Annotated in this window: 22 protein-coding genes; 2 read left to right on the plus strand and 20 right to left on the minus strand. The window is 71.7% G+C overall.

Features of this window, described 5'->3' with window-relative positions; all coding sequences use genetic code 11:
• Positions 1–29 precede the first annotated feature (29 nt).
• From F4692_RS17890 to hisD, 6 genes are all read right to left on the minus strand, one after another.
• On the minus strand, positions 30–500 hold the full coding sequence (locus F4692_RS17890; protein ID WP_179621068.1) for a hypothetical protein: 471 nt from the start codon (positions 498–500) through the stop codon (positions 30–32).
• An 83-nt stretch (positions 501–583) separates the two neighbouring features.
• Positions 584–1,216: a hemerythrin domain-containing protein gene (locus F4692_RS17895; protein ID WP_179621069.1), complete on the minus strand. Its 633-nt coding sequence runs from the start codon at positions 1,214–1,216 to the stop codon at positions 584–586.
• A gap of 72 nt (positions 1,217–1,288) precedes the next feature.
• Positions 1,289–1,930 (minus strand): imidazole glycerol phosphate synthase subunit HisH, encoded by a 642-nt coding sequence (gene hisH / locus F4692_RS17900; protein ID WP_179621070.1) that lies wholly within the window; start codon positions 1,928–1,930, stop codon positions 1,289–1,291.
• The gene (hisB, locus tag F4692_RS17905; RefSeq protein WP_179621071.1) at positions 1,927–2,535 is read right to left on the minus strand and encodes an imidazoleglycerol-phosphate dehydratase HisB; all 609 of its coding nucleotides are present in this window, start codon (positions 2,533–2,535) and stop codon (positions 1,927–1,929) included. The genes hisH and hisB overlap by 4 nt, the downstream gene beginning before the upstream one ends.
• Positions 2,532–3,680 carry a histidinol-phosphate transaminase gene (locus F4692_RS17910; protein WP_374757309.1) on the minus strand — a complete coding sequence of 383 codons (1,149 nt, stop codon included), beginning with the start codon at positions 3,678–3,680 and terminating at the stop codon, positions 2,532–2,534. The genes hisB and F4692_RS17910 overlap by 4 nt, the downstream gene beginning before the upstream one ends.
• Positions 3,662–4,969: a histidinol dehydrogenase gene (gene hisD / locus F4692_RS17915; RefSeq protein WP_179621161.1), complete on the minus strand. Its 1,308-nt coding sequence runs from the start codon at positions 4,967–4,969 to the stop codon at positions 3,662–3,664. The genes F4692_RS17910 and hisD overlap by 19 nt, the downstream gene beginning before the upstream one ends.
• A gap of 83 nt (positions 4,970–5,052) precedes the next feature.
• On the opposite strand from hisD, the gene F4692_RS17920 reads away from it, so the two are divergent.
• Positions 5,053–5,718 carry an LON peptidase substrate-binding domain-containing protein gene (locus F4692_RS17920; RefSeq protein ID WP_179621073.1) on the plus strand — a complete coding sequence of 222 codons (666 nt, stop codon included), beginning with the start codon at positions 5,053–5,055 and terminating at the stop codon, positions 5,716–5,718.
• 10 nt (positions 5,719–5,728) lie between these two features.
• On the plus strand, positions 5,729–6,244 hold the full coding sequence (gene ybaK / locus F4692_RS17925; RefSeq protein ID WP_179621074.1) for a Cys-tRNA(Pro) deacylase: 516 nt from the start codon (positions 5,729–5,731) through the stop codon (positions 6,242–6,244).
• Positions 6,245–6,249: 5 nt separating this feature from the next.
• Here the strand turns inward: ybaK and F4692_RS17930 are convergent, their stop codons facing one another.
• The 14 genes from F4692_RS17930 to ftsZ all read right to left on the minus strand — a co-directional run bounded on the left by F4692_RS17930 (position 6,250) and on the right by ftsZ (position 20,908).
• Positions 6,250–7,962: a DUF3352 domain-containing protein gene (locus tag F4692_RS17930; protein ID WP_179621075.1), complete on the minus strand. Its 1,713-nt coding sequence runs from the start codon at positions 7,960–7,962 to the stop codon at positions 6,250–6,252.
• A 54-nt stretch (positions 7,963–8,016) separates the two neighbouring features.
• Positions 8,017–8,598 (minus strand): hypothetical protein, encoded by a 582-nt coding sequence (locus F4692_RS17935; protein WP_179621076.1) that lies wholly within the window; start codon positions 8,596–8,598, stop codon positions 8,017–8,019.
• A gap of 4 nt (positions 8,599–8,602) precedes the next feature.
• A complete protein-coding gene (dnaE, locus tag F4692_RS17940; RefSeq protein ID WP_179621077.1) occupies positions 8,603–12,175 on the minus strand; it encodes a DNA polymerase III subunit alpha in 3,573 nt (1,190 codons plus the stop codon).
• A 202-nt stretch (positions 12,176–12,377) separates the two neighbouring features.
• Positions 12,378–13,340, minus strand: a complete 963-nt coding sequence (locus tag F4692_RS17945) for a DUF2332 domain-containing protein (RefSeq protein WP_179621078.1) — start codon at positions 13,338–13,340, stop codon at positions 12,378–12,380.
• A 5-nt stretch (positions 13,341–13,345) separates the two neighbouring features.
• Positions 13,346–14,059 carry a GNAT family N-acetyltransferase gene (locus F4692_RS17950; protein WP_179621079.1) on the minus strand — a complete coding sequence of 238 codons (714 nt, stop codon included), beginning with the start codon at positions 14,057–14,059 and terminating at the stop codon, positions 13,346–13,348.
• Entirely contained in the window at positions 14,049–14,987 is a 939-nt protein-coding gene (locus tag F4692_RS17955) for an RluA family pseudouridine synthase (protein ID WP_179621080.1), read from the minus strand. The genes F4692_RS17950 and F4692_RS17955 overlap by 11 nt, the downstream gene beginning before the upstream one ends.
• Positions 14,984–15,616, minus strand: coding sequence for a signal peptidase II (gene lspA, locus F4692_RS17960; RefSeq protein WP_179621081.1), 633 nt, complete (start codon positions 15,614–15,616; stop codon positions 14,984–14,986). The genes F4692_RS17955 and lspA overlap by 4 nt, the downstream gene beginning before the upstream one ends.
• Entirely contained in the window at positions 15,589–16,386 is a 798-nt protein-coding gene (locus F4692_RS17965; protein WP_179621082.1) for a TraR/DksA family transcriptional regulator, read from the minus strand. Before F4692_RS17965 ends, lspA begins: the two co-directional genes overlap by 28 nt.
• Positions 16,387–16,561: 175 nt before the next feature.
• Positions 16,562–17,320 (minus strand): DivIVA domain-containing protein, encoded by a 759-nt coding sequence (locus F4692_RS17970; RefSeq protein WP_179621083.1) that lies wholly within the window; start codon positions 17,318–17,320, stop codon positions 16,562–16,564.
• Positions 17,321–17,422: 102 nt separating this feature from the next.
• Complete coding sequence (locus F4692_RS17975) at positions 17,423–17,716, minus strand: YggT family protein (RefSeq protein WP_179621084.1); 294 nt, start codon at positions 17,714–17,716, stop codon at positions 17,423–17,425.
• Positions 17,717–17,730: 14 nt separating this feature from the next.
• Positions 17,731–18,216, minus strand: a complete 486-nt coding sequence (locus tag F4692_RS17980; protein ID WP_179621085.1) for a cell division protein SepF — start codon at positions 18,214–18,216, stop codon at positions 17,731–17,733.
• Between the two features lie 61 nt (positions 18,217–18,277).
• The gene (locus F4692_RS17985; protein ID WP_179621086.1) at positions 18,278–18,979 is read right to left on the minus strand and encodes a YggS family pyridoxal phosphate-dependent enzyme; all 702 of its coding nucleotides are present in this window, start codon (positions 18,977–18,979) and stop codon (positions 18,278–18,280) included.
• On the minus strand, positions 18,976–19,677 hold the full coding sequence (locus F4692_RS17990) for a purine nucleoside phosphorylase YfiH/LACC1 family protein (protein WP_179621087.1): 702 nt from the start codon (positions 19,675–19,677) through the stop codon (positions 18,976–18,978). The genes F4692_RS17985 and F4692_RS17990 overlap by 4 nt, the downstream gene beginning before the upstream one ends.
• A gap of 7 nt (positions 19,678–19,684) precedes the next feature.
• Positions 19,685–20,908 carry a cell division protein FtsZ gene (gene ftsZ, locus F4692_RS17995; RefSeq protein ID WP_179621088.1) on the minus strand — a complete coding sequence of 408 codons (1,224 nt, stop codon included), beginning with the start codon at positions 20,906–20,908 and terminating at the stop codon, positions 19,685–19,687.
• Between the last annotated feature and the right edge of the window lie 122 nt (positions 20,909–21,030).

Raw genomic sequence — 21,030 nt, forward strand, 5'->3', positions numbered from 1 at the left:
GCTGGGTAGGTCCAGCCGGGAGGAGGGTGTCAGTGCGACAGCGGCGAGGCCTTGCGGATCGCCCGCTTGGACGCTTTCGCGCCGGACTTGGCGGCCGAGGTGATGCCCTGGCTGAGCAGGGTGAGCCCGGCGCCGACGAGCCACACGTCCTTGGCCACCGCGGTGCCCTCCTGGCTCGGCCGGATGCCGTCGTCCAGGGTCATCGACGGCGTCCGGAGGTACATGCCGACGAGGCTGGCGCCGAAGCCGGTCAGCGCGGCGCCGGCGACGGTCGCCGGGACCATGGGCGCGAGGAGGGCGGCGCCCACGCCGATCTCGCTGACGGCGAGCAGCCTGGCGAACTTCGCCGGCTCCATGTCCTTGAACAGGGTCGGGTAGGTGGAGGCCGCTGCACCGTGCAGGAACTGGGCGGTGCCCTCGTCGGCACCGAGCTTGCTGATGCCCGAGTTGAGGATGAACGCACCGGTGGCGACGCGGAGCGGGAGCTGGGTCAGGGACACGATCTCTCCTGGTGGTCGGGGACGGGAGTGGTCCCCAGTGTCGCTCACGTGCGGGAGCCCGCGTCGCGGCGTCCCACCGCCGGCTAGCGCCAGGTCGGGGCGACCTCGCGCCGGTAGCGCCGGGCGAGCAGCGTGGTGAGCACGGCGACGACGGGTGCGGGGATGGTCGCCCGGAGCGAGGACAGCTCGCGCTCCCCCGCCCCGTCCTGCATCCACGCGAGCGCGTTGGCCGCGTCTACGGTGCTCTGCGGCCTGAGCTTCTTGGTGAGCGCCTTGAACTCGGCGTCCTCCTTGAGCTCGTCCATCAGCGCCTCGACGTCGCGCTCCTCGTGGTCGAGGTGACCGTTGATGACGGTCTCGGCGCGAGCGACCTCGTCGGCCGCAGCGGCGGCGTTGGCGGCGGTGGGCGCCGCGGCCAGGGACTGGAGGCTCGCCGAGACGGACCGGAGGGCGGTCTTCATCGCCACGTGCTCGGCCTCCATCTCCTCCATCAGGCCGACGTCGAAGCCGCGGGACTGCAGGAACGGCCAGACGTGCTCGTCCTCCGCCTCGTGGTGGTGGGTGAGCTCGCGCACGAGGTTGGCCCACGCGACCTGCACCTGGTGGACCCGGGCGGTGTCGCCCTCGCGCAGCGCGCGCAGCGCCTGCTGCGTGCGCGCCACGTCGCGACGCACCGCGGCGTGGATGATCTGGTTCATGCTCAGCTCAGCGCTCATGCCGGGACGCTAGTCCCGCTCCTCCCGGGGGCGCGACCCTGTTTCTGGGGGCCTTCGCGAGCCGGACGGCCGCTAGAGCGAGGCCACCCAGTTGCGCAGCAGCGCCGCACCCGCGTCCCCGGACTTCTCCGGGTGGAACTGCGTGGCGCACAGCGGGCCGTTCTCGACGGCGGCGACGAAGCGGTCACCGCCGTGCTCGGCCCAGGTCACCAGCGGCGCGGCCGTGCGGTCGTTGGTCACGAGGTCCCACGAGCGCGCGGCGTAGGAGTGCACGAAGTAGAACCGCTCGTCCTCCACGCCGGTGAACAGCCGCGTGCCCGAGGGCACGTCGACGGTGTTCCACCCCATGTGCGGGACCACGTCGGCCTGCAGCCGGGTCACGAGGCCGGGCCACTCGTCGCAGCCGTCGCTCTCGACCCCGTGCTCGACACCTCCGGCGAACAGGATCTGCATGCCGACGCAGATCCCGAGCACCGGACATCCGCCGGCCAGGCGCCGGCCGATGATGCGCTCGCCCTTGATGGCCCGCAGGCCCTCCATGCACGCGGCGTAGGCACCGACTCCGGGCACCACGAGGCCGTCGGCGGCGAGCGCGGTGTCGAAGTCGCTGGTGAGCGTGACCGAGGCGCCAGTGCGCTCGACGGCACGCACGACCGAGCGCAGGTTGCCGGAGCCGTAGTCGAGGACGACGACCTCGGGGCTGGCGTCACTCACAGGCTGCCCTTCGTCGACGGTACGCCCGTCTCGCGCGGGTCGATCGCCACCGCGTCGCGCAGGGCGCGGGCGAACGCCTTGAACTGGGTCTCGACGATGTGGTGCGGGTCGCGACCCGCCAGCACGCGCACGTGCAGGCCGAAGTGCCCGTGCTGCGCGATCGACTCGAAGACGTGCTGGGTGAGCGAACCCATGTAGGGCACGCCCGACCCGCCGATGGCGGCGTAGACCTGGCCGTCGGGCTCGCCGGTGTGGACGCAGTAGGGCCGCCCGGAGACGTCGACGACGGCCTGCACGAGCGCCTCGTCGAGCGGGACGGTCGCGTCGCCGAAGCGGCGGATGCCGGACTTGTCGCCGAGCGCCTCGCGCAGCGCCTGGCCGAGCACGATGGCGGTGTCCTCGACCGAGTGGTGCGCGTCGATGTGGGTGTCGCCGGTGGTGCGCACGACGAGGTCGACCAGCGAGTGGCGGGCGAACGCGTCGAGCATGTGGTCGTAGAACCCGACCCCGGTCGACACGTCGGAGCGACCGGTGCCGTCGAGGTCGACCTCGACGACGACCTGCGACTCCTTGGTGCTGCGCTCGATCCTCGCGGTGCGGCTCATGCCGGCCTCTCCTCACTGGTCTGCCGGACGGTCTCCAGCAGTGCGTCCTTGAATGCTGTCATCTCCTCGGCCGTGCCGATGGAGACCCGCAGCCACCCGTCGGGCCCGGTCTCGCGGATCAGCACGCCGCGGTCGACGAGACCGCGCCAGACGGCGTGCCGTTCGGCGAACCGACCGAACAGCACGAAGTTGGCGTCGGAGTCGGCGACCTCGAACCCCTCGCGGCGCAGCCACTCGACCGTCGCGTCGCGCTCGACCCTCAGGTCGTCGACCCGCCCGAGGAGCTCGGGGGCGTGGCGCAGCGCGGCGAGCGCGGTCGCCTGGGTGACGGCGCTGAGGTGGTAGGGCAGGCGCACCACGCGGATCGCGTCGCAGACGGCCGGGTCGGCGGCGAGGTAGCCCACCCGCGCCCCGGCGAGGGCGAACGCCTTGCTCATGGTCCGGGTGACGACGAGGTTGCGGTGCTGCGGCAGCAGCTCCAGGGCGCTCGGGGTGCCGGCGCGCCGGAACTCGCCGTAGGCCTCGTCGACCACGACCAGACCGCCGGGCTCGTACGACGCCGCCGCCTCGCACAGCATCGTCACCGCCTCGGGCGGCAGCGCCGTGCCCGTGGGGTTGTTGGGGCTCGGCAGGAGCACCACGACCGGCCGCTTGTCGAGGACCAGCTCGCGGGCGGCGTCGAGGTCGAGCGAGAAGTCCTCCGCGCGGCGCCCGGCGTGCCACTCGGTGAGGGCGTCGCGGGCGTACTCGGGGTACATCGAGTAGGTCGGGGCGAACGACAGCGCCACCCGCCCGGGGCCGCCGAAGGCCTGCAGCAGCTGGAGCATGACCTCGTTGGACCCGTTGGCCGCCCACACCATCTCCGGGGTGATGCCCGAGCCGCCGGAGCCGTTGAGGTACGCCGCGAGGGCGGACCGGAGCTCGACGAACTCCCGGTCGGGGTAGCGGTTGAGCGTCGTCGCCGCCTCGCCCACGGCGTGGGCGATGTCGGCCGCCGTCTCGGGAGAGGGCCCGTAGGGGTTCTCGTTGACGTTGAGCTGGACCGGGACGAGGGCCGGGTCGAGCTGCGGCGCGCCATAGGGCTCGATCCCCCGCAGCTCGTCGCGCAGGGGTGGGAACGCGGCGCTCACCGCCCGGACTCGAATCGGACCGACACGGCCTGGCCGTGGCCGGGCAGGTCCTCGGCCTCGGCCAGCACCACGACGTGGTCGGCGACCTCGGCGAGCGCGGCCCGGGTGTAGTCGACGACGTGGACGGACCTGGTGAACGCCCGCACCGACAGCCCGCTGGAGTGGCAGGCGCAGCCGGCGGTCGGCAGGACGTGGTTGGACCCCGCGCAGTAGTCGCCGAGCGAGACGGGCGCCCACGGGCCGACGAAGATCGCGCCGGCGTTGCGGACGCGGGCGGCGTGGGCCGCGGCGTCGCGGGTCTGGATCTCGAGGTGCTCCGCGGCGTAGGCGTCGACGACCGCGACGCCCTGGTCCATGTCGTCCACCAGGACGATCGCCGACTGGCGTCCGCCCAGGGCGGTGCTGATCCGCTCGGTGTGGCGGGTCGCGAAGACCTGCTTGTCGAGCTCGGCCTCCACCGCGTCGGCCAGCTCGAGCGAGTCGGTCACCAGGACGGAGGCCGCCATCGGGTCGTGCTCGGCCTGGCTGATCATGTCGGCCGCGACGAACGCCGCCTCGGCGCTGTCGTCGGCGAGGATCGCGATCTCCGTCGGGCCGGCCTCGGAGTCGATGCCCACCACGCCGCGCAGCAGCCGCTTGGCGGCGGCGACGTAGATGTTGCCCGGCCCGGTGACGAGGTCGACGCGGTCGCACGGACCGGCGCCGTAGGCGAACATCGCGATCGCCTGGGCGCCGCCGACGGCGTACACCTCGTCGACGCCGAGCAGGGCGCACGCGGCGAGGATGGTCGGCTCCGGCAGGCCGCCGCTGTTCTTCTGGGGCGGGCTGGCGAGCGCGATGGAGCGCACGCCGGCGACCTGGGCGGGCACGACGTTCATCACGACGCTGCTCACCAGCGGGGCGAGGCCGCCGGGGACGTAGAGCCCGACGCGGTCGATGGGCACCTTGCGGTGCGTCACCGTGGCACCGTCGGCCACCTGGCTCGTGACGTCGTGCTCGAGCTCCCCCTCACAGGTGGCCCGCAGTCGACGGATCGACTCCTCGAGGCCCGCGCGGACCGCCGGGTCGAGACCGTCGAGCGCCTCGACGATCGCCTGCCTCGGCACGGCGATGTCGTCGCTGTCGACCCCGTCGAACCGGGCGGAGAACTCGACGATCGCCTCGACGCCGCGCGCCCGGACAGCGTCGACGATCGGCTGCACCTGATGCGTGGCGGCCTCGACGTCGAGCTCGGCACGAGGCACGCTCGCGCGGTAGTCGACGGACGCCTCGTCGGCGCCCCTCAGGTCGATGCGACGGATCAGGGACATGCTCCGATCCTAGGTTCTCCGGCGGGTCGGTCCGCAGTCGCGGGTGCCGGGTGGACACGCCGCGTTAGGTTGGCCACGTGAGCGAGCAGCTGCCGATGTTCCCGCTGAACACCGTGGTGTTCCCGGGGATGACCCTGCCGCTCCACGTCTTCGAGGACCGCTACCGGATGCTGGTGCGCCACCTGCTCGAGGTGGACGACCCGGCCGAGCGCGTCTTCGGCACCGTCGCGATCCGCGAGGGCTACGAGGTGGGCGACCACGGCGCCCAGTCGGTCTACCGCGTCGGGTGCGTCCTGCAGCTCACCGAGGTCGACCGACGCGACGACGGCACCTTCGACATCGTCGCGGTCGCCCGCGAGCGGCTGCTGCTGGAGGAGATGCGGCGCGGCGACGAGTTCCCGCAGGCGGTCGCCAACGTCCTGCCCGAGCCCGAGGTGGACGTGCCGGACGACGTGCTCGACCGGGCGCGGTCGACCTTCACCGCCTTCCGTGCGGCGATGACCGAGCTGCAGGGCGACCCGTTCAGCGGGACGCTGCCCCGCGACCCCGACTACCTCGCCTGGACGCTGTCGGCCCTCGCGCCGCTGCCCATGGCCGAGCGCCAGTCGCTCCTCGAGGCCGAGGACGCCACCGAGCGGCTCACGCTCGTGACCCGGTTGCTCACCGAGGAGCTGCGTGCCATCAACGTGATCCCGTCGCTGCCGGCCACGCAGGTGGCCCGCACCGCGTGGTCTCCCAACTGAGGGACCCGCGGTGGCGAGGAAGGCGCGCAGTGCCGGTGGCACGCCGGCGACCGTGGCGCTGACGGCGGCGGGCGTCGCGTTCGAGGTGCGCACCTACGACCACGACCCGCGCGCGGAGTCGTACGGCGCCGAGGCCGCCGAGGCGCTGGGCGTGGATCCGGCTCGGGTCTTCAAGACCCTGCTCGCCTCGCTCGACCCGTCACCCGGATCGGGCCGGCGTGCCGAGCTCGTCGTCGGCATCGTGCCGGTCACGGGTCAGCTGGACCTCAAGGCGCTGGCCCGGGCGCTGGGCGGGAGCAAGGCCGTCATGGCCGACGTCGCGGCGGCCGAGCGCGCCACCGGCTACGTCGCGGGGGGCATCTCGCCGGTCGGGCAGAAGCGGGCGCACCGCACGGTGCTGGACGCGTCCGCGCTGGACCACGGGACCGTGCTCGTCTCCGGGGGCCGGAGGGGCTTCGACATCGAGCTCGCGCCGCACGACCTGGTGGCGGTCACCGGAGCGGTGACCGCCACCATCGGTCGCTGAGACCGTCAGTTGGTCGTGAGCTTGACCATGCCGTGGACGACCTCGTCGTCGACCCACCCGCTGACCCCGAAGGACGAGAGCGGCTCGAGGTTCTCGGCGACCTCGGGGTCGTCACCGGCGAGCCGGACCAGCCAGTCGTCGTCGGCGTCGAAGTTGACGAAGAGGACGGACTGCGCGTCGCCGTCGATGACGTTGGAGTAGACCTCGCTGCCACCGAGTCCGCTGTCGCTCTCGAGCGAGGTGCGGTAGTCGTCCTGGAGGGCGAGCACGGCGTAGCCGTCGCCCTCGGTCACCTCGAGGTACTCCGCGACCTCGGGTCCGGCGAGCTCGCTGATCTTGTCGAGCACGGCCTGGATCTCGCCGGCGTCACCCTTGACCTTGATGCCGACCGGCACCTCGCCCGGGCCGCCGTTGGCGATCGCGTCGGGGTCGATGCCCGGACCCACGGAGACGGTCAGGCCCTCGCCGAGCAGCGTCTCGATGTCCTCCGGGAACGCCAGCCCGGTCTCGGTCTCGAACTGCGCCAGCTGCTCGTCGATGGTCGCGGCGTCGTCGGGGGCCAGGGTCTTGACGTAGTCGAGGATGCCCTGCGCCCAGCCCTCGGAGAGGGACATGCCGAAGGCCGCGATGGTGTCCTCGGGCAGGTCGGAGACCATGTCGACACCCTCCTCGCTGCCGAAGAACTTCGTCAGGTCCTTCTGGTAGTTCGACATCGCGTACTCGACCTCGACCGCCCCGTCGTTGAAGCGCACCGTCGCGGCCGCGCCGTCGAAGTCGTTGATCATCTGCTGCAGCTCGGGCGGGATCTCCTCGGTGGACGTCTCGGAGGACGGGTCCGTCATGTCACCGAAGCACTCGTCCATCTCCTCCGAGGTGGTCGCGTCGGCGAGGCAGTCCTGGTCCAGGCTCATCGCGTCCGGCGAGGTCATGCCGAGCGGGTCGCCCAGCATCCCCATCCCGGCCGCGTCCTCGAGGTACTTCGCGGCGGACTTGGCGACGTACATCGACATGAAGCCGTCGTCGCCGGCCTCGCCGGTCCACTCACCGAACGACGCGTCGTCGGCCAGCGTCGAGCCACCCGCGGCGTCGACGACCTGCTCGGCGATGTCGGCGGTCTCGGCGACGACCATCCAGTCGCCCTCGACTGCCCAGCCGCCCGCCTCACCGTCGGTGCTGCCGCCGCACGTCTCGACGAGCGTGGCCATGCCCTCCTCGGCCTTGCCCCCGTCGGTGACCTGGATGACCCCGACCGCGGTCGGCTCGTCCTCCCCGAGGTCGACGGCGGCGATCGCGGCGCGCGAGCCGAGCCACGGCTTCACGTCGTCGGCGTAGTCGAGGCCCTCGCACTCACCGGACGTCGTGACCTCCTCGAAGAGCCGCTCGCGCAGGTCGTCGTCGGTCTCGAGGTCCACCTGGTCGGTGAACGCCGGGAACTTGCGCAGCGTCTTGATCGCCTCGATCTTCTGGCCGCCGCTCGGGTCGAGGTCGACGCTGAAGTAGGCGATGGTCGAGTCGGGCAGCGCCTCGGCGGGCTGGGCGCCCGTGGCGAAGAAGCTGGTCGCGGCCCAGGCCCCACCGGCCACCACGGCGCCGCCGGCGACGATGGCGCCGAGCGCGATCAGGCGCTTCTTGTTGTCGTTGTCGGGACCGGTCGTGCCCGGGCCCGATCCGTCGAGGTACTCGGGCCCGTCGGTCGGCCCACCCGGCGTGATGCTCATGTTCGTCCTGCTCCCCCGTTGCGCGGGACCACCCAGATGTGGTCGGCACAGAGCCTACCCACGCGAGCGCCGCGTCAACCCCGTAGTTCCCAGCAGATAGGTCACGACCAGACCGGCCATCGCGCCGGACGGGAGCGCGACCAGTGCGGTGGAGTGCCACGCGACGCGTCCGTGGTCGGGCGCCGTGAGCCCGAGGCCGCCGTCGAGGGCCGTGTAGTCGGGCTGGCCGGCGGCCATGGCCTGCGGATCGCCCGGTCCCAGCAGGGTGCCCACGGCGTACATCGCCACGGTCGCGAGGCACGCCCCCACCAGCACCGCCAGCACCGTCGTGGTCTCGTGCCCGCGCCACACACCGGCGAGCACGGCCAGCACGAGCCCGAGCGGGAACGCGATGACCACGAACAGGGCGATGCCCTCGAACGAGACGTCCGGACCGGCGGGCTCGAGGTACCACCGGCCGTCGTAGACCAGGCCGGCCGGCGCGTGCCAGAGCCGCTCCCACAGCGCCCCGGCGGCGGCACCGGCGACGACGAACAGCGCGAGCACCGAGGCGGCGCGGCGCAGGGGCGTACGCCCAGCGGACGGCTCCGCGTGGGTGGGGGGCGCCGGGTCGGGCGACACGTCGGCAGGCCTCATGCGCTCACCCGGCGAGGCAGCCGGGGCCGAGGAGCTGCTTGAGGTCCGCGAACAGCGCCGGGCTCGGGCTGACCCGCAGGTTGTCGTCGAGGCGCAGCACCTTGGTCGAGCTCCGGGTGAGCAGCCGCAGCTGGACCTCGGTCATCCCGGGGTGGGTGCCGAGCACGTCGCGCAGCTGGGCGACCACGGGTGGCGTGCAGCGCGTCGACGGCAGGCTGATGACCACCGGCCCGGTCGGGCCCTGCGTGAGGTCGGGTGCGGTGACCTCCTGGGCGCGCAGCTCGGGCTGGTCCTTGTCACGCGAGAGCTGTCCCTTGATCCGGACGATGTTGTCCTCCACGAGCAGGGTGGACGCCAGCGTGTAGGAGCTCGGGAACAGCAGCACGTCGATGGCACCGTCGAGGTCCTCGAGCGTGATCGTCGCCCACGGGTCGCCGCGCTTGGTGATCTTGCGGGACACGGAGGTGATCAGCCCGCTCACGGTGATGGTGGAGTTGTGCGGCCGGTCCTCGTCGAGCAGGAGCTGGCCGATGGTGCAGTCGGTGCCCTGCGACAGCACGTGCTCGAGACCGAGCAGCGGGTGGTCGGACACGTAGAGCCCGAGCATCTCCCGCTCGTGGCCGAGCAGGGTCATCTTGTCCCAGTCGTCGATGTCGGGGATGGTCACGCTGACCCCGAAGCCCGCGTCGTCGTCGCCGTCGCCGAGTCCGGCGAAGAGCGAGTCCTGCCCGATCGCCTCGTTCTTCTTGAGGTCGACGAACTGGTCGACGGCCGTCTCGTGGACCGCGGCGAGCGCGCGCCGCTTGTGCTTCATGTCGTCGAAGGCGCCGGCCTTGATCAGCGACTCCACGACGCGCTTGTTGCACACCAGCGCCGGGACCTTCTCCATGAAGTCGTTGAAGTCGGCGTAGCGGGCCTTCTCCTCCCGCGCCGCCACGATGCCGGCGACGACGTTGTGACCGACGTTGCGCACCGCGGTGAGGCCGAAGCGGATGTCCTGGCCGACGGGCGTGAAGTTGGCGTGCGACTCGTTGACATCGGGCGGGAGGACCTGGATCTTCATGCGACGGCACTCGTTGAGGTAGATCGCCATCTTGTCCTTGTCGTCCTTCACCGAGGTGAGGAGCGCGGCCATGTACTCGGTCGGGTAGTTGGCCTTGAGGTAGGCGGTCCAGTAGGTGATGACGCCGTAGGCCGCCGAGTGCGACTTGTTGAAGGCGTAGTCGGAGAACGGGAGCAGGATCTCCCAGAGCTTGTCGATGGCCTGCTGGGGGAAGCCGCGCTCGAGCATGCCGGCCTGGAAGCCGGCGTACTGCTTGTCGAGCTCCTGCTTCTTCTTCTTGCCCATCGCGCGGCGCAGGTTGTCGGCGGCGCCGAGGGTGAACCCGGCGAGCACCTGCGCGATCGCCATGACCTGCTCCTGGTAGACGATCAGGCCGTAGGTCTCCCCCAGCACCGGCTCGAGGGCTTCTGCGAGGGCGGGGTGGATCGGCTCGATCGCCTCGCGGCCGTTCTTGCGGCGGGCGTACTTGTTGTGTGAGTCGGCTCCCATCGGGCCGGGCCGGTAGAGGGCGCTGACCGCCGTGATGTCGGCGAAGGCGTCGGGCTGCAGGGAGCGGAGCAGCGAGCGCATGCCCGAGCCGTCGAGCTGGAAGACGCCGAGCGTGTCGCCGCGGCCCATCAGCTCGTAGGTGGCGCGGTCCTCGAAGTCGAGCTCCTCCAGGACGACCTTCTCGCCCCGGTTGACCTCGATGTTGGCGATCGCGTCGTCGAGGATGCGGAGGTTGGACAGGCCGAGGAAGTCCATCTTGACCAGCCCGAGCGACTCGCACATCGGGTAGTCGAACTGGGTGATCACCGCCCCGTCCTGCGGGCGGGACATGATGGGGACGATGTCGATCAGCGGCTCGCTGGACATGATCACGCCGGCGGCGTGGACGCCCCAGTTGCGGATCTGGCCCTCGAGGCCGACCGCCGTCTCGTAGATGGTGCGGACGTCGGGGTCCTGGCTGTGCAGCGCGCGGAACTCGCCGCCGTCGTTGTAGCGCTTGTGGTCGGGGTTGAAGATGTCCTTGAGCGCGACGCCCTTGCCCATCACGTCGGCCGGGTAGGCCTTGGTGATCCGGTCGCCGATCGCGAAGCCGTGGTCGAGGACCCGGGCGGCGTCCTTGATCGCGGCCTTGGCCTTGAGCCGTCCGAAGGTGGCGATCTGGGCGACGCGCTCGGCGCCGTACTTCTGGCTGACGTAGGCGATGACCTCGCCGCGCCGGGCGTCGTCGAAGTCGATGTCGAAGTCGGGCATCGACGGGCGCTCGGGGTTGAGGAAGCGCTCGAAGAACAGGCCGTGCTCGAGGGGGCACAGGTCGGTGATGCGCAGCGCGTAGGCGGCGATCGACCCGGCTCCCGAGCCTCGACCCGGGCCGACGCGGATCCCGTGGTCCTTGGACCAGTTGATGAAGTCGGCGACCACGAGGTAGTAGCCGCAGTAGCCCTTCTGGGAGATGACCGCGAGCTCCATCTCGACGCGGTCCCGGACGTCCTGGGTCGTCTTCTCGCCGGGGTAGCGGGCCTCGATCCCGCGCCAGACCTCCTTGCGGAACCAGCTCTCCTCGGTCTCGCCGGCCGGCACGTCGGCGCGCGCCATGTAGCCGCCGGTGGACTCGGTGAACTCGACCTCGCAGCGCTCGGCGATCGCGAGGGTGTTGTCGCAGGCTTCCGGCATCCCGAACTGGTCGGCCCACAGCGCGCGCATCTCGGCCGCGGACTTGATGTAGTAGCCGCCGCCGTCGAACTTGAGGCGGTTGGTGTCGGAGAGCCGCTTGCCGGACGCGACGCAGATGAGGGCGTCGTGCGCCGCGGCGTCCTCCGGGTTGTTGTAGTGGGAGTCGTTGGTGGCGATGGGCGCGATCCCCATCTCCCTGCCGAGCCGCAGCAGGTCGTCGCGGACGCGCTTCTCGATGTCGATGCCGTGGTCCATCAGCTCGAGGAACACGTTGTCGCGGCCGAAGATGTCCTGCAGCTCGCCGGCCTCGCGGACGGCCTCGTCGTACTGGCCCAGGCGCAGCCGGGTCTGGATCGCGCCGCTGGGGCAGCCGGTGCTGACGATCAGCCCCGCGCTGTGCTCGGCGAGGATCTCCTTGTCCATGCGGGGCTTGTAGAAGTAGCCCTCCATGCTGGAGCGCGACGAGAGCCGGAACAGGTTGTGCATGCCCTCGGTCGTCTCGGCCCACATCGTCATGTGGGTGTAGGCGCCGCCGCCGGCGACGTCGTTGCCGCCCTCCTCGGCCGGGTCGCCCTGTCCCCACCGCACGCGGCGTCGCTCGCCGCGCTGGGTGCCGGGCGTGATGTAGGCCTCGATGCCGATGATCGGCTTGACGCCGGCCCGCTTGGCCTTGCTGTAGAAGTCGTAGGCGCCGTGCAGGTTGCCGTGGTCGGTCATCGCGATGGCCGGCATGCCGAGCTCGCTGGTGCGCGCGAACAGGCCGTCGAGCAGCGACGCCCCGTCGAGCATGGAGTACTCGGTGTGCACGTGCAGGTGCACGAAGTTGTCCGCGGTGGTGGAGGAGCCGGCCGACATGGAGGTGACTTCCGCGCCTTTCGGGGTCGCTGTGGGTGGTCGCTGATGGGGGTCGTACGAGGGGTGCTGACTGCTCAGCGGAGCCATGCTGATCGGGACGACCAGAAGGGGGAAGAGCAGTCAGCCTACGTCAGTGTGCCGGGCCCCACCGACAGGACACTCGGCCCGTCCGCCCCCGCCCGCGCACCTGCCTACAGCCGCCTCACAGCCAGTCGACCGTGTGCCCGTGACCGTGGCTGAGGGCGACCGGGACGCCGTCGAGGGCGGTCACGAAGCGGCCCGCGGGCACGTCCAGCCCACCGGTCACGCGCGGCAGGACACGCGGGCCCTCGTTGCTGATCCAGCGGCACCTGCCGTCGGCGACGAACCCTGTCATCAGGTCGTGGAAGCGCTCGCGGTCGGGCTGCTCGAGGTAGGCCACGACGGCGGAGTGGAACACCACCGGCGTGCCGTGGGCGGCGGCCTCGTCGCGGAGGCCGGGCAGCTCGTCGAGCAGGTCGCCCCGACGCAGGAGCGGCGGGTCGGCGCGCGCGACCTCGATGGCGGCCCGCAGCCGCGCACGGCGCTCGTCCTGCTCGGGCCACACCAGGTTCTCCAGCCATGCCATCGCGTCCGCGTCGGCGACGTCGAGCGGGTTGAGGTCGACGCCGCCGCGCCACGCCACGCGCACGTGCGTCGCAGGCACGGGCAGGGGCCCGGCGGCGAGGGCGGTGAGCACCGGCCCGCCGCTTTCCCGGAGGCTGCCGGCCGGCGGCCAGTCGTAGTCGTAGTGGTTGGGGTGCAGGCACAGCCCGGCGCTCGCCCCGACCTCGAGCAGCGCGAGCGGGCCCTCGACGAGCCCCAGCACGGGGGTGAGGGTGGCGAGCCGGCCCACCTCGTTGGTCTGGGTCGCCCGCGCCATGATCGTGGCCCGCACCGCAGCGTCGCGCTGCAGCAGCACCCGGCGCAGGCCGGCGTACGGCCCGGGTGCGGGTGCGCCGTGCCAGCGGGCCGCGGCGAGGACGAGGTTCGGCTGTCGCTTCACGGGCGGCAGCGTGGAGAGCCACGCCAGGACCTCGTCGTCCTCCGCGACGGCGAGCGCCCACTCCTCGAAGCAGGGCGAGTCGCCGGCCGCGTAGGCGGCGAAGTCGCGGTACTCCTCCACCAGGTCGTCGAAGAGGAGCACCGCCGTCAGTCCGCCGCCCGCTCGCGCGCGGCGTCCAGCGACTCGGAGATGATCACGTCGACGATGCGGGCCACCCGCTCCACGCCGAGCTCCGTGGCGATCGCGGCGACACGGCGGGCGATGTCGGCCTCCCGGGCGGAGTCACGGTGGGTCGTCGGCTTCACGGCCTGCACGGCGCGCGTCAGCGCGGTGCGACGCGCGAGCACGTCGCCGAGCACCAGGTCGACGTCGTCGATCATGGACCGGAAGCAGCCCACCGGGTCGACCCCGGGGTGGACCATCCTGATGTCGGGTGCCTGCTCCTCGTTGGCCGAGCCGTCGGTCCGCTCGAGGGCGACGAACCCGCGGCGTGCGTAGAAGTCGCGCGCGGGTCGGTTGGACGCGAACACCCAGAGCCCCACGCCGTGGGGGTGCGAGGCGAGCACCCGCGCGAGCAGCGCGGTGCCGACCCCGCGACCCTGGGCGCCCGGGACGACGTAGAGGTCGTCGAGCCAGGTCGGGGTGCTCCGCGTGTAGCCGACGACCGACCCGTCGAGCTCGGCGACGCACACGTCGTGGTCGGCCAGGTCCCAGCCCGCCACCCAGGCGCGCGCCTCGTCGTCGGTGTGCACGCCCGGGGGGAACGCCTCGCCCGCGCCGGCACGCGCGGCGAGGTGCACCTCGGCGACGGCCGGGAGGTCGTCGGCCGTCGCGAGCCGCAGCGTCACGTCAGTGGGCATCGCGGATGACCTCGAGCGCGTGCGCGAGGTCGTCGGGATAGGTGGACTCGTAGGTGACGTACGCACCGGTCTCGGGGTGCTCGAAGCCCAGGCGCATCGCGTGCAGCCACTGGCGCTGGAGCCCGACCCGCTTCGCGAGGGTGGGGTCCGCGCCGTAGGTGAGGTCGCCGACGCAGGGGTGCTTCAGCGCGCTCATGTGGACGCGGATCTGGTGCGTGCGCCCGGTCTCGAGGTGGACCTCGAGCAGGCTGGCGAACCGGTGCGCCTCGAGCGTCTCGTAGTGGGTGACGCTGTGGCGGCCGTCGGCCATGACCGCGAACTTGTAGTCGTGGTTGGGGTGGCGCCCGATCGGCGCGTCGACGGTGCCCGCGAGCGGGTCGGGGTGGCCCTGGACCAGCGCGTGGTAGGTCTTGTCGACGGTGCGGTTGCGGAAGGCGTTCTTGAGCACCGAGTAGGCGCGCTCGGACTTGCAGATGACCATCACGCCGCTGGTGCCGACGTCGAGGCGCTGCACGATCCCCTGCCGCTCGCTCGCCCCGCTCGTGGAGATCCGGAAGCCGGCTCCCGCGAGGTGGCCGACGACTGTCGGACCGCTCCAGCCGGGTGAGGGGTGCACGGCGACCCCGACGGGCTTGTCGATCACCACGATGGCGTCGTCGTCGTGGATGATCCGGATCCCCTCGACGATCTCCGGGACGACCTCGAGCGGGTCGGTCTCGGCGGGGATCGTGACGTCGAGCATCGCGCCGGCGTCGACCCGGTCGCTCTTGCCGACGGCCGAGCCGTCGACCTGCACGAGACCCTGCGAGATCAGGTCGGCCGCCTTGGTCCGCGAGAATCCGAACATGCGCGCCATCGCGGCGTCGACCCGCTCGCCGGCGAGGCCGTCGGGCACGAAGACCGTCCGCTGCTCGGCGTTGGCCGTCAAGCGGGGGCCCCGGGCTCGTCCTCGGACCGCGCGCGCCGGTCGTGGTCCTGGCCGTGGTCCTGGTCGTTGTCGTGGCCCTGGTCCCGGTCGGACTCCCGGCTGCCGTCGAGCGCGATCCCACGGAAGGTCTGGATGATGATGAGGCCCGCGGCGACGTTGATGCAGACGTCCGCGACGTTGAAGACCGGCCAGTTGGGCAGCATGAGGAAGTCGACGACGTGGCCGTGGAACGGCTCCGGCTGCCGCACGATGCGGTCCGTCAGGTTGCCGCTCACCCCGCCGAGCAGGATGCCGAGCGCCAGCGCCCAGCCGGTGCTCCGCAACCGGCGGCTGAGCCACAGCACCACGACGACGGCCACCATCGCCAGGCACGTGAAGACGATCGTGAAGTCCGTGCCGGTGCTGAAGGCTGCGCCGGGGTTGAAGGTCAGGTGGAAGGTCAGCCAGGCATCGAGGACGGGGATGTCACCGTCGGCCAGCGCGGACAGCGCCCACTGCTTCGTGCCGAGGTCGAGGGCGTACGCCACCAGTGCGACGAGTGCGAAGACGAGCCGTGCGTCGACGCGCCGGCGGGCCGGGACGTCGGCCTGGTCGCTGGGGTTCAGCGACGCTCCTCGCGCTGCTTGCATGACATGCACAGTGTCGCATGGGGCACCGCCATCAACCGATTCTTGCCGATGGGGTTGCCGCAGGAGTCGCAGACGCCGTAGGACCCGTCGTCGATGTGGGAGAGCGCGCGCTCGATCTGGGCGAGCGTCTCGCGCTCCTTGGCCAGGACGGTGAGCTCGTGGTCGCGCTCGAAGCTGGTCGCACCGACGTCGGCCTGGTCGAGACCCGCGCCGTCACCGGCGTCACGCATCAGTCCGGCGAGCTCCTCCTCGGACTGATCGACGATCCGGGTGAGCCGCTCCTGGTGCTCGGTGAGCTCCTTGACGACCTCGTTGAGCTCGCCCTTGGTCCACGAGGACTCGCCCTCGAGCACCACCAGGGTGGCGGGGGTGGCCTTGCGAGCCTTCTTCGCCGGCGCGGCCTTCTTGGCGGGCGTCGGAGCGGCCTTCGTCACGGGAGCTGCCTTCGGGGTAGTGGTGGGTGCGGCCTTCTTCGCAGGTGCGGCCTTCTTCGCAGGTGCGGCCTTCTTCGCAGGTGCGGCCTTCTTCGCGGGTGCGGCCTTCTTCGCCGGTGCGGCCTTCTTCGCGGGTGCGGCCTTCTTCGCCGGCGCGGCCTTCTTCGCCGGCGCGGCCTTCTTCGCGGGAGCGGCCTTCTTGACCGCCGGTGCCTTCTTGGCCGGTGCGGCCTTCTCGGTGGCGGCCTCCGACGACGACGACCCCTTCCGCCCGATCACCCGCTTGGCGGCGGCAGCGGCGGTTCCGGCCAGGGACTTGCGCGTACTGCGAGCCATCTCCGAGGCCTCCAGCCTGCCGTGGGCGTTGCGCGTCGCGTGATCCGTACCACGCGGTCGCACGGAGGGTATCCGCTGCCGTGGACCGAACCAACCGTGGCTCGCCGAAATGCGAGAACGACCACCCCGTGGGGCGGTCGTCCTCGCAGGTCACCGCCCTCGCGGGCGGGTGGTGTCAGTTCTCGTCGTCGCCGAGCACCGAGCGCAGGCGCTTGGGGGCGCTCCCGCCGTCGGAGGGCGCCTGGGTCTCGGCGCCCGTCGAGAGTGCCTCCAGCTGCTGCGTGAAGTAGGTCTTCAGGCGGCTGCGGTACTCGCGCTCGAACTGGCGGAGGGTCTCGACGTCGCTGTTGAGCTTGTCGCGCTCCTTCTCCAGGTCGCCGAACATCTGCTGGCGGCGCTCGGCGGTCTCGGAGTCGAGCATCTGCGAGCGCTGGCGGGCGTCCGCCTCCATGCGGTCGGCCTTGGTCTTGGACTCGGCCTCGAGGCGGTCGGCCTTGGTCTTGGCGGCGCCGACGATGCGGTCCGCCTCGTTCTTCGCGTCCTCGACGAGCTCGTCGGCGTTGCGCGTGGCGATCTCGAGCAGGCGCGCGGCGGCGTTGGACGCCTCGGGCACCGTCTCGACGCGCATCGTCTGCACGGGAGCGGCGGCGACGCGGGCCGGTGCGACCGGCTCGGGCTCGGGCTCCGGCTCCGGCTCGGGCTCCGGCTCGGGAGCGGCAGGCGCGAACGAGGTGGGAGCGGGCGCCGGGGTCGAGGCGCCGCCGGACTGGGCGGCCGACAGCTTGGACCGCAGGTCGTCGTTCTCCTTGGTCAGCCGGGCGAGCTCCGCCTCGACCTCGTCGAGGAACTGGTCCACCTCGCCCATGTCGTAGCCCTCACGGAGACGGACAGGCGTAAAGCGCTTGTTGCTCACGTCCTCAGGCGTCAGCGGCATGACCTCACCAAACTTTCAGTCTTCGATACACGGTGGCTCTGCTGTCAGGAGACAATAGCGCCCGGAATGCCCACGGGCACAGTGACCCATGTGACGGATGGTTCAGAGCCCGAAGATGGTGGCGACCACGTTGAGCAGCAGCCACGCTGCCACCATCACGAGCAGGAAGCTCAGGTCGAGCGCGACCGAGCCGATCCTCAGCGGCGGGATCACCCGGCGCAGGGCGACGATCGGAGGGTCGGTCGTCGTGTAGACACCCTCGAGTGCCACCAGCAGAGGACCGCGAGGCTCCCACTGCCGGGCGAACACCTGGACCCAGTCCACGATGAAGCGGACCCAGAGCAGCACGATGAAGCCGAGCAGGATGATGTAGAGGATCTGGCCGAAGGCTTGCACGGGACGAGTATGTGTCAGCTCTGGTTGAAGAAGCCGTCCTCGGCGATCCGCTCCTTGTCCTCGGCCGAGACCGCGACGTTGGGCGGGGAGAGCAGGAAGACCTTGTTGGTCACCCGCTCGATGGAGCCGCGGGTGGCGAAGATCAGCCCCGCCGCGAAGTCGACGAGGCGCTTGGCGTCGTTGTCGTCCATCTCGCTGAGGTTCATGATGACGGGCGTTCCGTCGCGGTAGTTCTCACCGACCAGGCGCGCCTCGTTGTAGTTGCGGGGGTGCAGGGTGGTGATGCGGCTCAACTCGGCCACGACTCCCGTCTGGACCGGCGCCGGACGACGGCGCTCGGCAAGGTCGGACACTGGGGCGGGGCGACGCTCGCGGGCGACCGGGCGCTGGTCCACGGCCTCGTGCGTCGAGGTCTCGGTGTCGCTGTCGTACTCGTCGTAGTGGCCGGTGTCCTCGAGCAGGCCGAGGTACTCGCCGATCTTGCGCATCGCGCCGCTCATGAGACAGATCCTCCGCTAGACCTGGCGCCCCTCGTGGGACGCCTGTTGACTGTTGTGGACATTACTGGACCGCAGGCCTCTCACCGAGGACCGCGGAGCCGACACGCACGTGTGTCGCACCGCACGTGATCGCGTGCTCGAGGTCTCCGCTCATCCCCGCCGACAGCAGGGTGGCGCCGGGGTGGTCGCGGACGAAGCCTGCGCGGACCTCCGCGAGCCTGGCGAAGGCGTCCGCAGGCGGCTCGCCGAGCGGGGCGACCGCCATCAGGCCGCGCAGCCTCAACGCGCCGGCCTCCTGCACGCGCCCGGCCAGGTCGGCGAGAGCGGCGGGGTCGACCCCCGAGCGGTGGTCGGAGCCGGGCGGGTCGAGGCTGACCTGGACGAGGACGTCGACCGCGCTCCCCCGCGCCTCGGCCCCGCGCGCCAGCGGACCGACCAGCTTGGCTCGGTCGAGCGACTCGACCACGTCGGCGTACGCCGCGACGGCGGCCGCCTTGTTGGACTGGAGCCCGCCGATGAAGTGCCACCGCAGCCCGAGGTCGGCGCACTGCGAGGCCTTGGCCTCGGCCTCCTGGTGACGGTTCTCCCCCACGTCGCGCACGCCGAGGTCGGCGAGGATCCGGACGTCGGATGCCGGGAAGAACTTGGTCACCACGACGAGGTCGACGTCGTCCTCGGGCCGGCCGGCCGCGGCGCACGCCTCACGGATGCGACGGCGTACGCCCTCGAGGTTGGCCGCGAGCTCCTCGGCCCGGGCCGTCACGGGTGGCTCCAGATGACCCCGGCGAACCGGGTCGCGGCGGTGCCGTCGCGACGGTAGGACGGCCACGCCGGGTCCTCGCGGGTGCAGGCGTCGACCGATCGGACGTCGGTGACGCCGGCCGCGGCGAGCTGGGCGCGTACGCCCGCACCGAGGTCGAGGGCCGGCGTGCCCCACGAGGTGGTCGACCGGGCCTCGGGCACGCGGGCGGCCACGGACTCCTGCAGGTCGGCCGGGACCTCGTAGCAGCTGCCGCACACGTGCGGGCCGATCCACGCGACGGACGGGTGCGCCCCGTGGTCGCGCAGCGCGGCCACCGCCGTCGGGACCACCCCGGCGGCGAGGCCCGGGCGGCCGGCGTGGACGGCCGCGATCCAGCCCGAGGAGGGGTCGGCGAGCAGGACGGGCACGCAGTCGGCGGCTCGGGCGAGGAGGACGACGCCGGGCGCACAGGTGTACAGCGCGTCGCAGGACGGCGCGCCCGACCCGCCCTCCACGGCCCGCTCGACGAGCGTCGCGTCGGCACCGTGGACCTGGCGCATCAGCAGGGGTGTGGCCCCGGTGCTGTCGGCCACCTGTCGCAGGGCGTCCGCACGCACCTCGTCCTCGGCGGCGTCCCCGAGGTCGAGGGAGGCGTCGGTGAAGGCGACCTCGATGACGAGGTCGCCCTCCAGCCGATCGCGGTGGTGGAGCGGCGTCACGGGAGCGTCACTTCAGGAAGTCGGGCACGTCCAGGTCGTCGTCGTCGAACTGGACCTGTCGGGCCGGGCGAGCCGCCGCCGGGGCGGGCCTGTCCTCGGCGGAGGACGGAGGGGACGACGGCGCGAAGGTCGTCACCGGCGCCGCGGCGGGTCGGGACTCCTCGGCGGGTCGCGACGGCGCAGGCGTGGACGTGGCGATCTGGGCCGCCGCGGCGCGGGTCTCCTGCTGGGTCTGCGCGGGCTGGTTCTGCCGGAGCACGTTGCCGTCGGAGCGACGCTTGGGCATCCCGCCGTCGAAGCCGGCGGCGATGACGGTCACGCGGACCTCGTCGCCCAGGGCGTCGTCGATGGTGGCGCCGAAGATGATGTTGGCCTCGGCGTGCGCCGCCTGCGACACCAGCGCTGCCGCCTCGTTGATCTCGAACAGGCCGAGGTCCGAGCCGCCGGCGATCGAGAGCAGCACGCCGTGCGCGCCCTCGATGCTCGCCTCGAGCAGCGGGCTCGAGACGGCCATCTCGGCCGCGGCCACCGCACGGTCCTCACCGCGCGCCGACCCGATGCCCATGAGGGCGGAGCCGGCGTTGGCCATGACCGACTTCACGTCGGCGAAGTCGAGGTTGATCAGCCCGGGGGTGGTGATCAGGTCGGTGATGCCGGAGACGCCCTGCAGCAGCACCTGGTCGGCCTGCTTGAACGCGTCGAGGATCGAGACGTTGCGGTCGGTGATCGACAGGAGCCGGTCGTTGGGGATGACGATGAGGGTGTCGACCTCCTCGCGGAGCTGGCTGATGCCCTCCTCGGCGGAGTTGGCGCGACGGCGACCCTCGAACGCGAACGGGCGGGTCACGACGCCGATCGTCAGGGCGCCCAGCGAGCGGGCGATGCGGGCCACGACGGGCGCGCCGCCCGTACCGGTGCCGCCTCCTTCGCCGGCGGTCACGAACACCATGTCGGCGCCCTTGATCACCTCCTCGATCTCGTCGGCGTGGTCCTCCGCCGCCTTGGCGCCCACGTCGGGGTTGGCGCCGGCGCCGAGGCCACGGGTGAGCTCACGGCCGATGTCGAGCTTGACGTCGGCGTCGCTCATGAGGAGCGCCTGGGCGTCGGTGTTGATCGCGATGAACTCGACGCCCTTGAGGCCGACCTCGATCATCCGGTTGACGGCGTTGACGCCGCCCCCACCGATGCCCACGACCTTGATGATCGCCAGGTAGTTCTGCGCTGCTGCCACGGCTCGGGGCCTTCCTTGAGTGGTCTGCGAGTTTGGTCTGCGAGTGGGTGAGGTCGACTCCCACGTGCACCCTCGGGCCTCGCGGAACCCTAACCGTGAGCCTGAGGGTTATAGTTATGTCA

It is taken from the genome of Nocardioides cavernae (assembly GCF_013410035.1).
In the GTDB taxonomy this organism is placed as follows: Bacteria; Actinomycetota; Actinomycetes; order Propionibacteriales; family Nocardioidaceae; genus Nocardioides; species Nocardioides cavernae_A.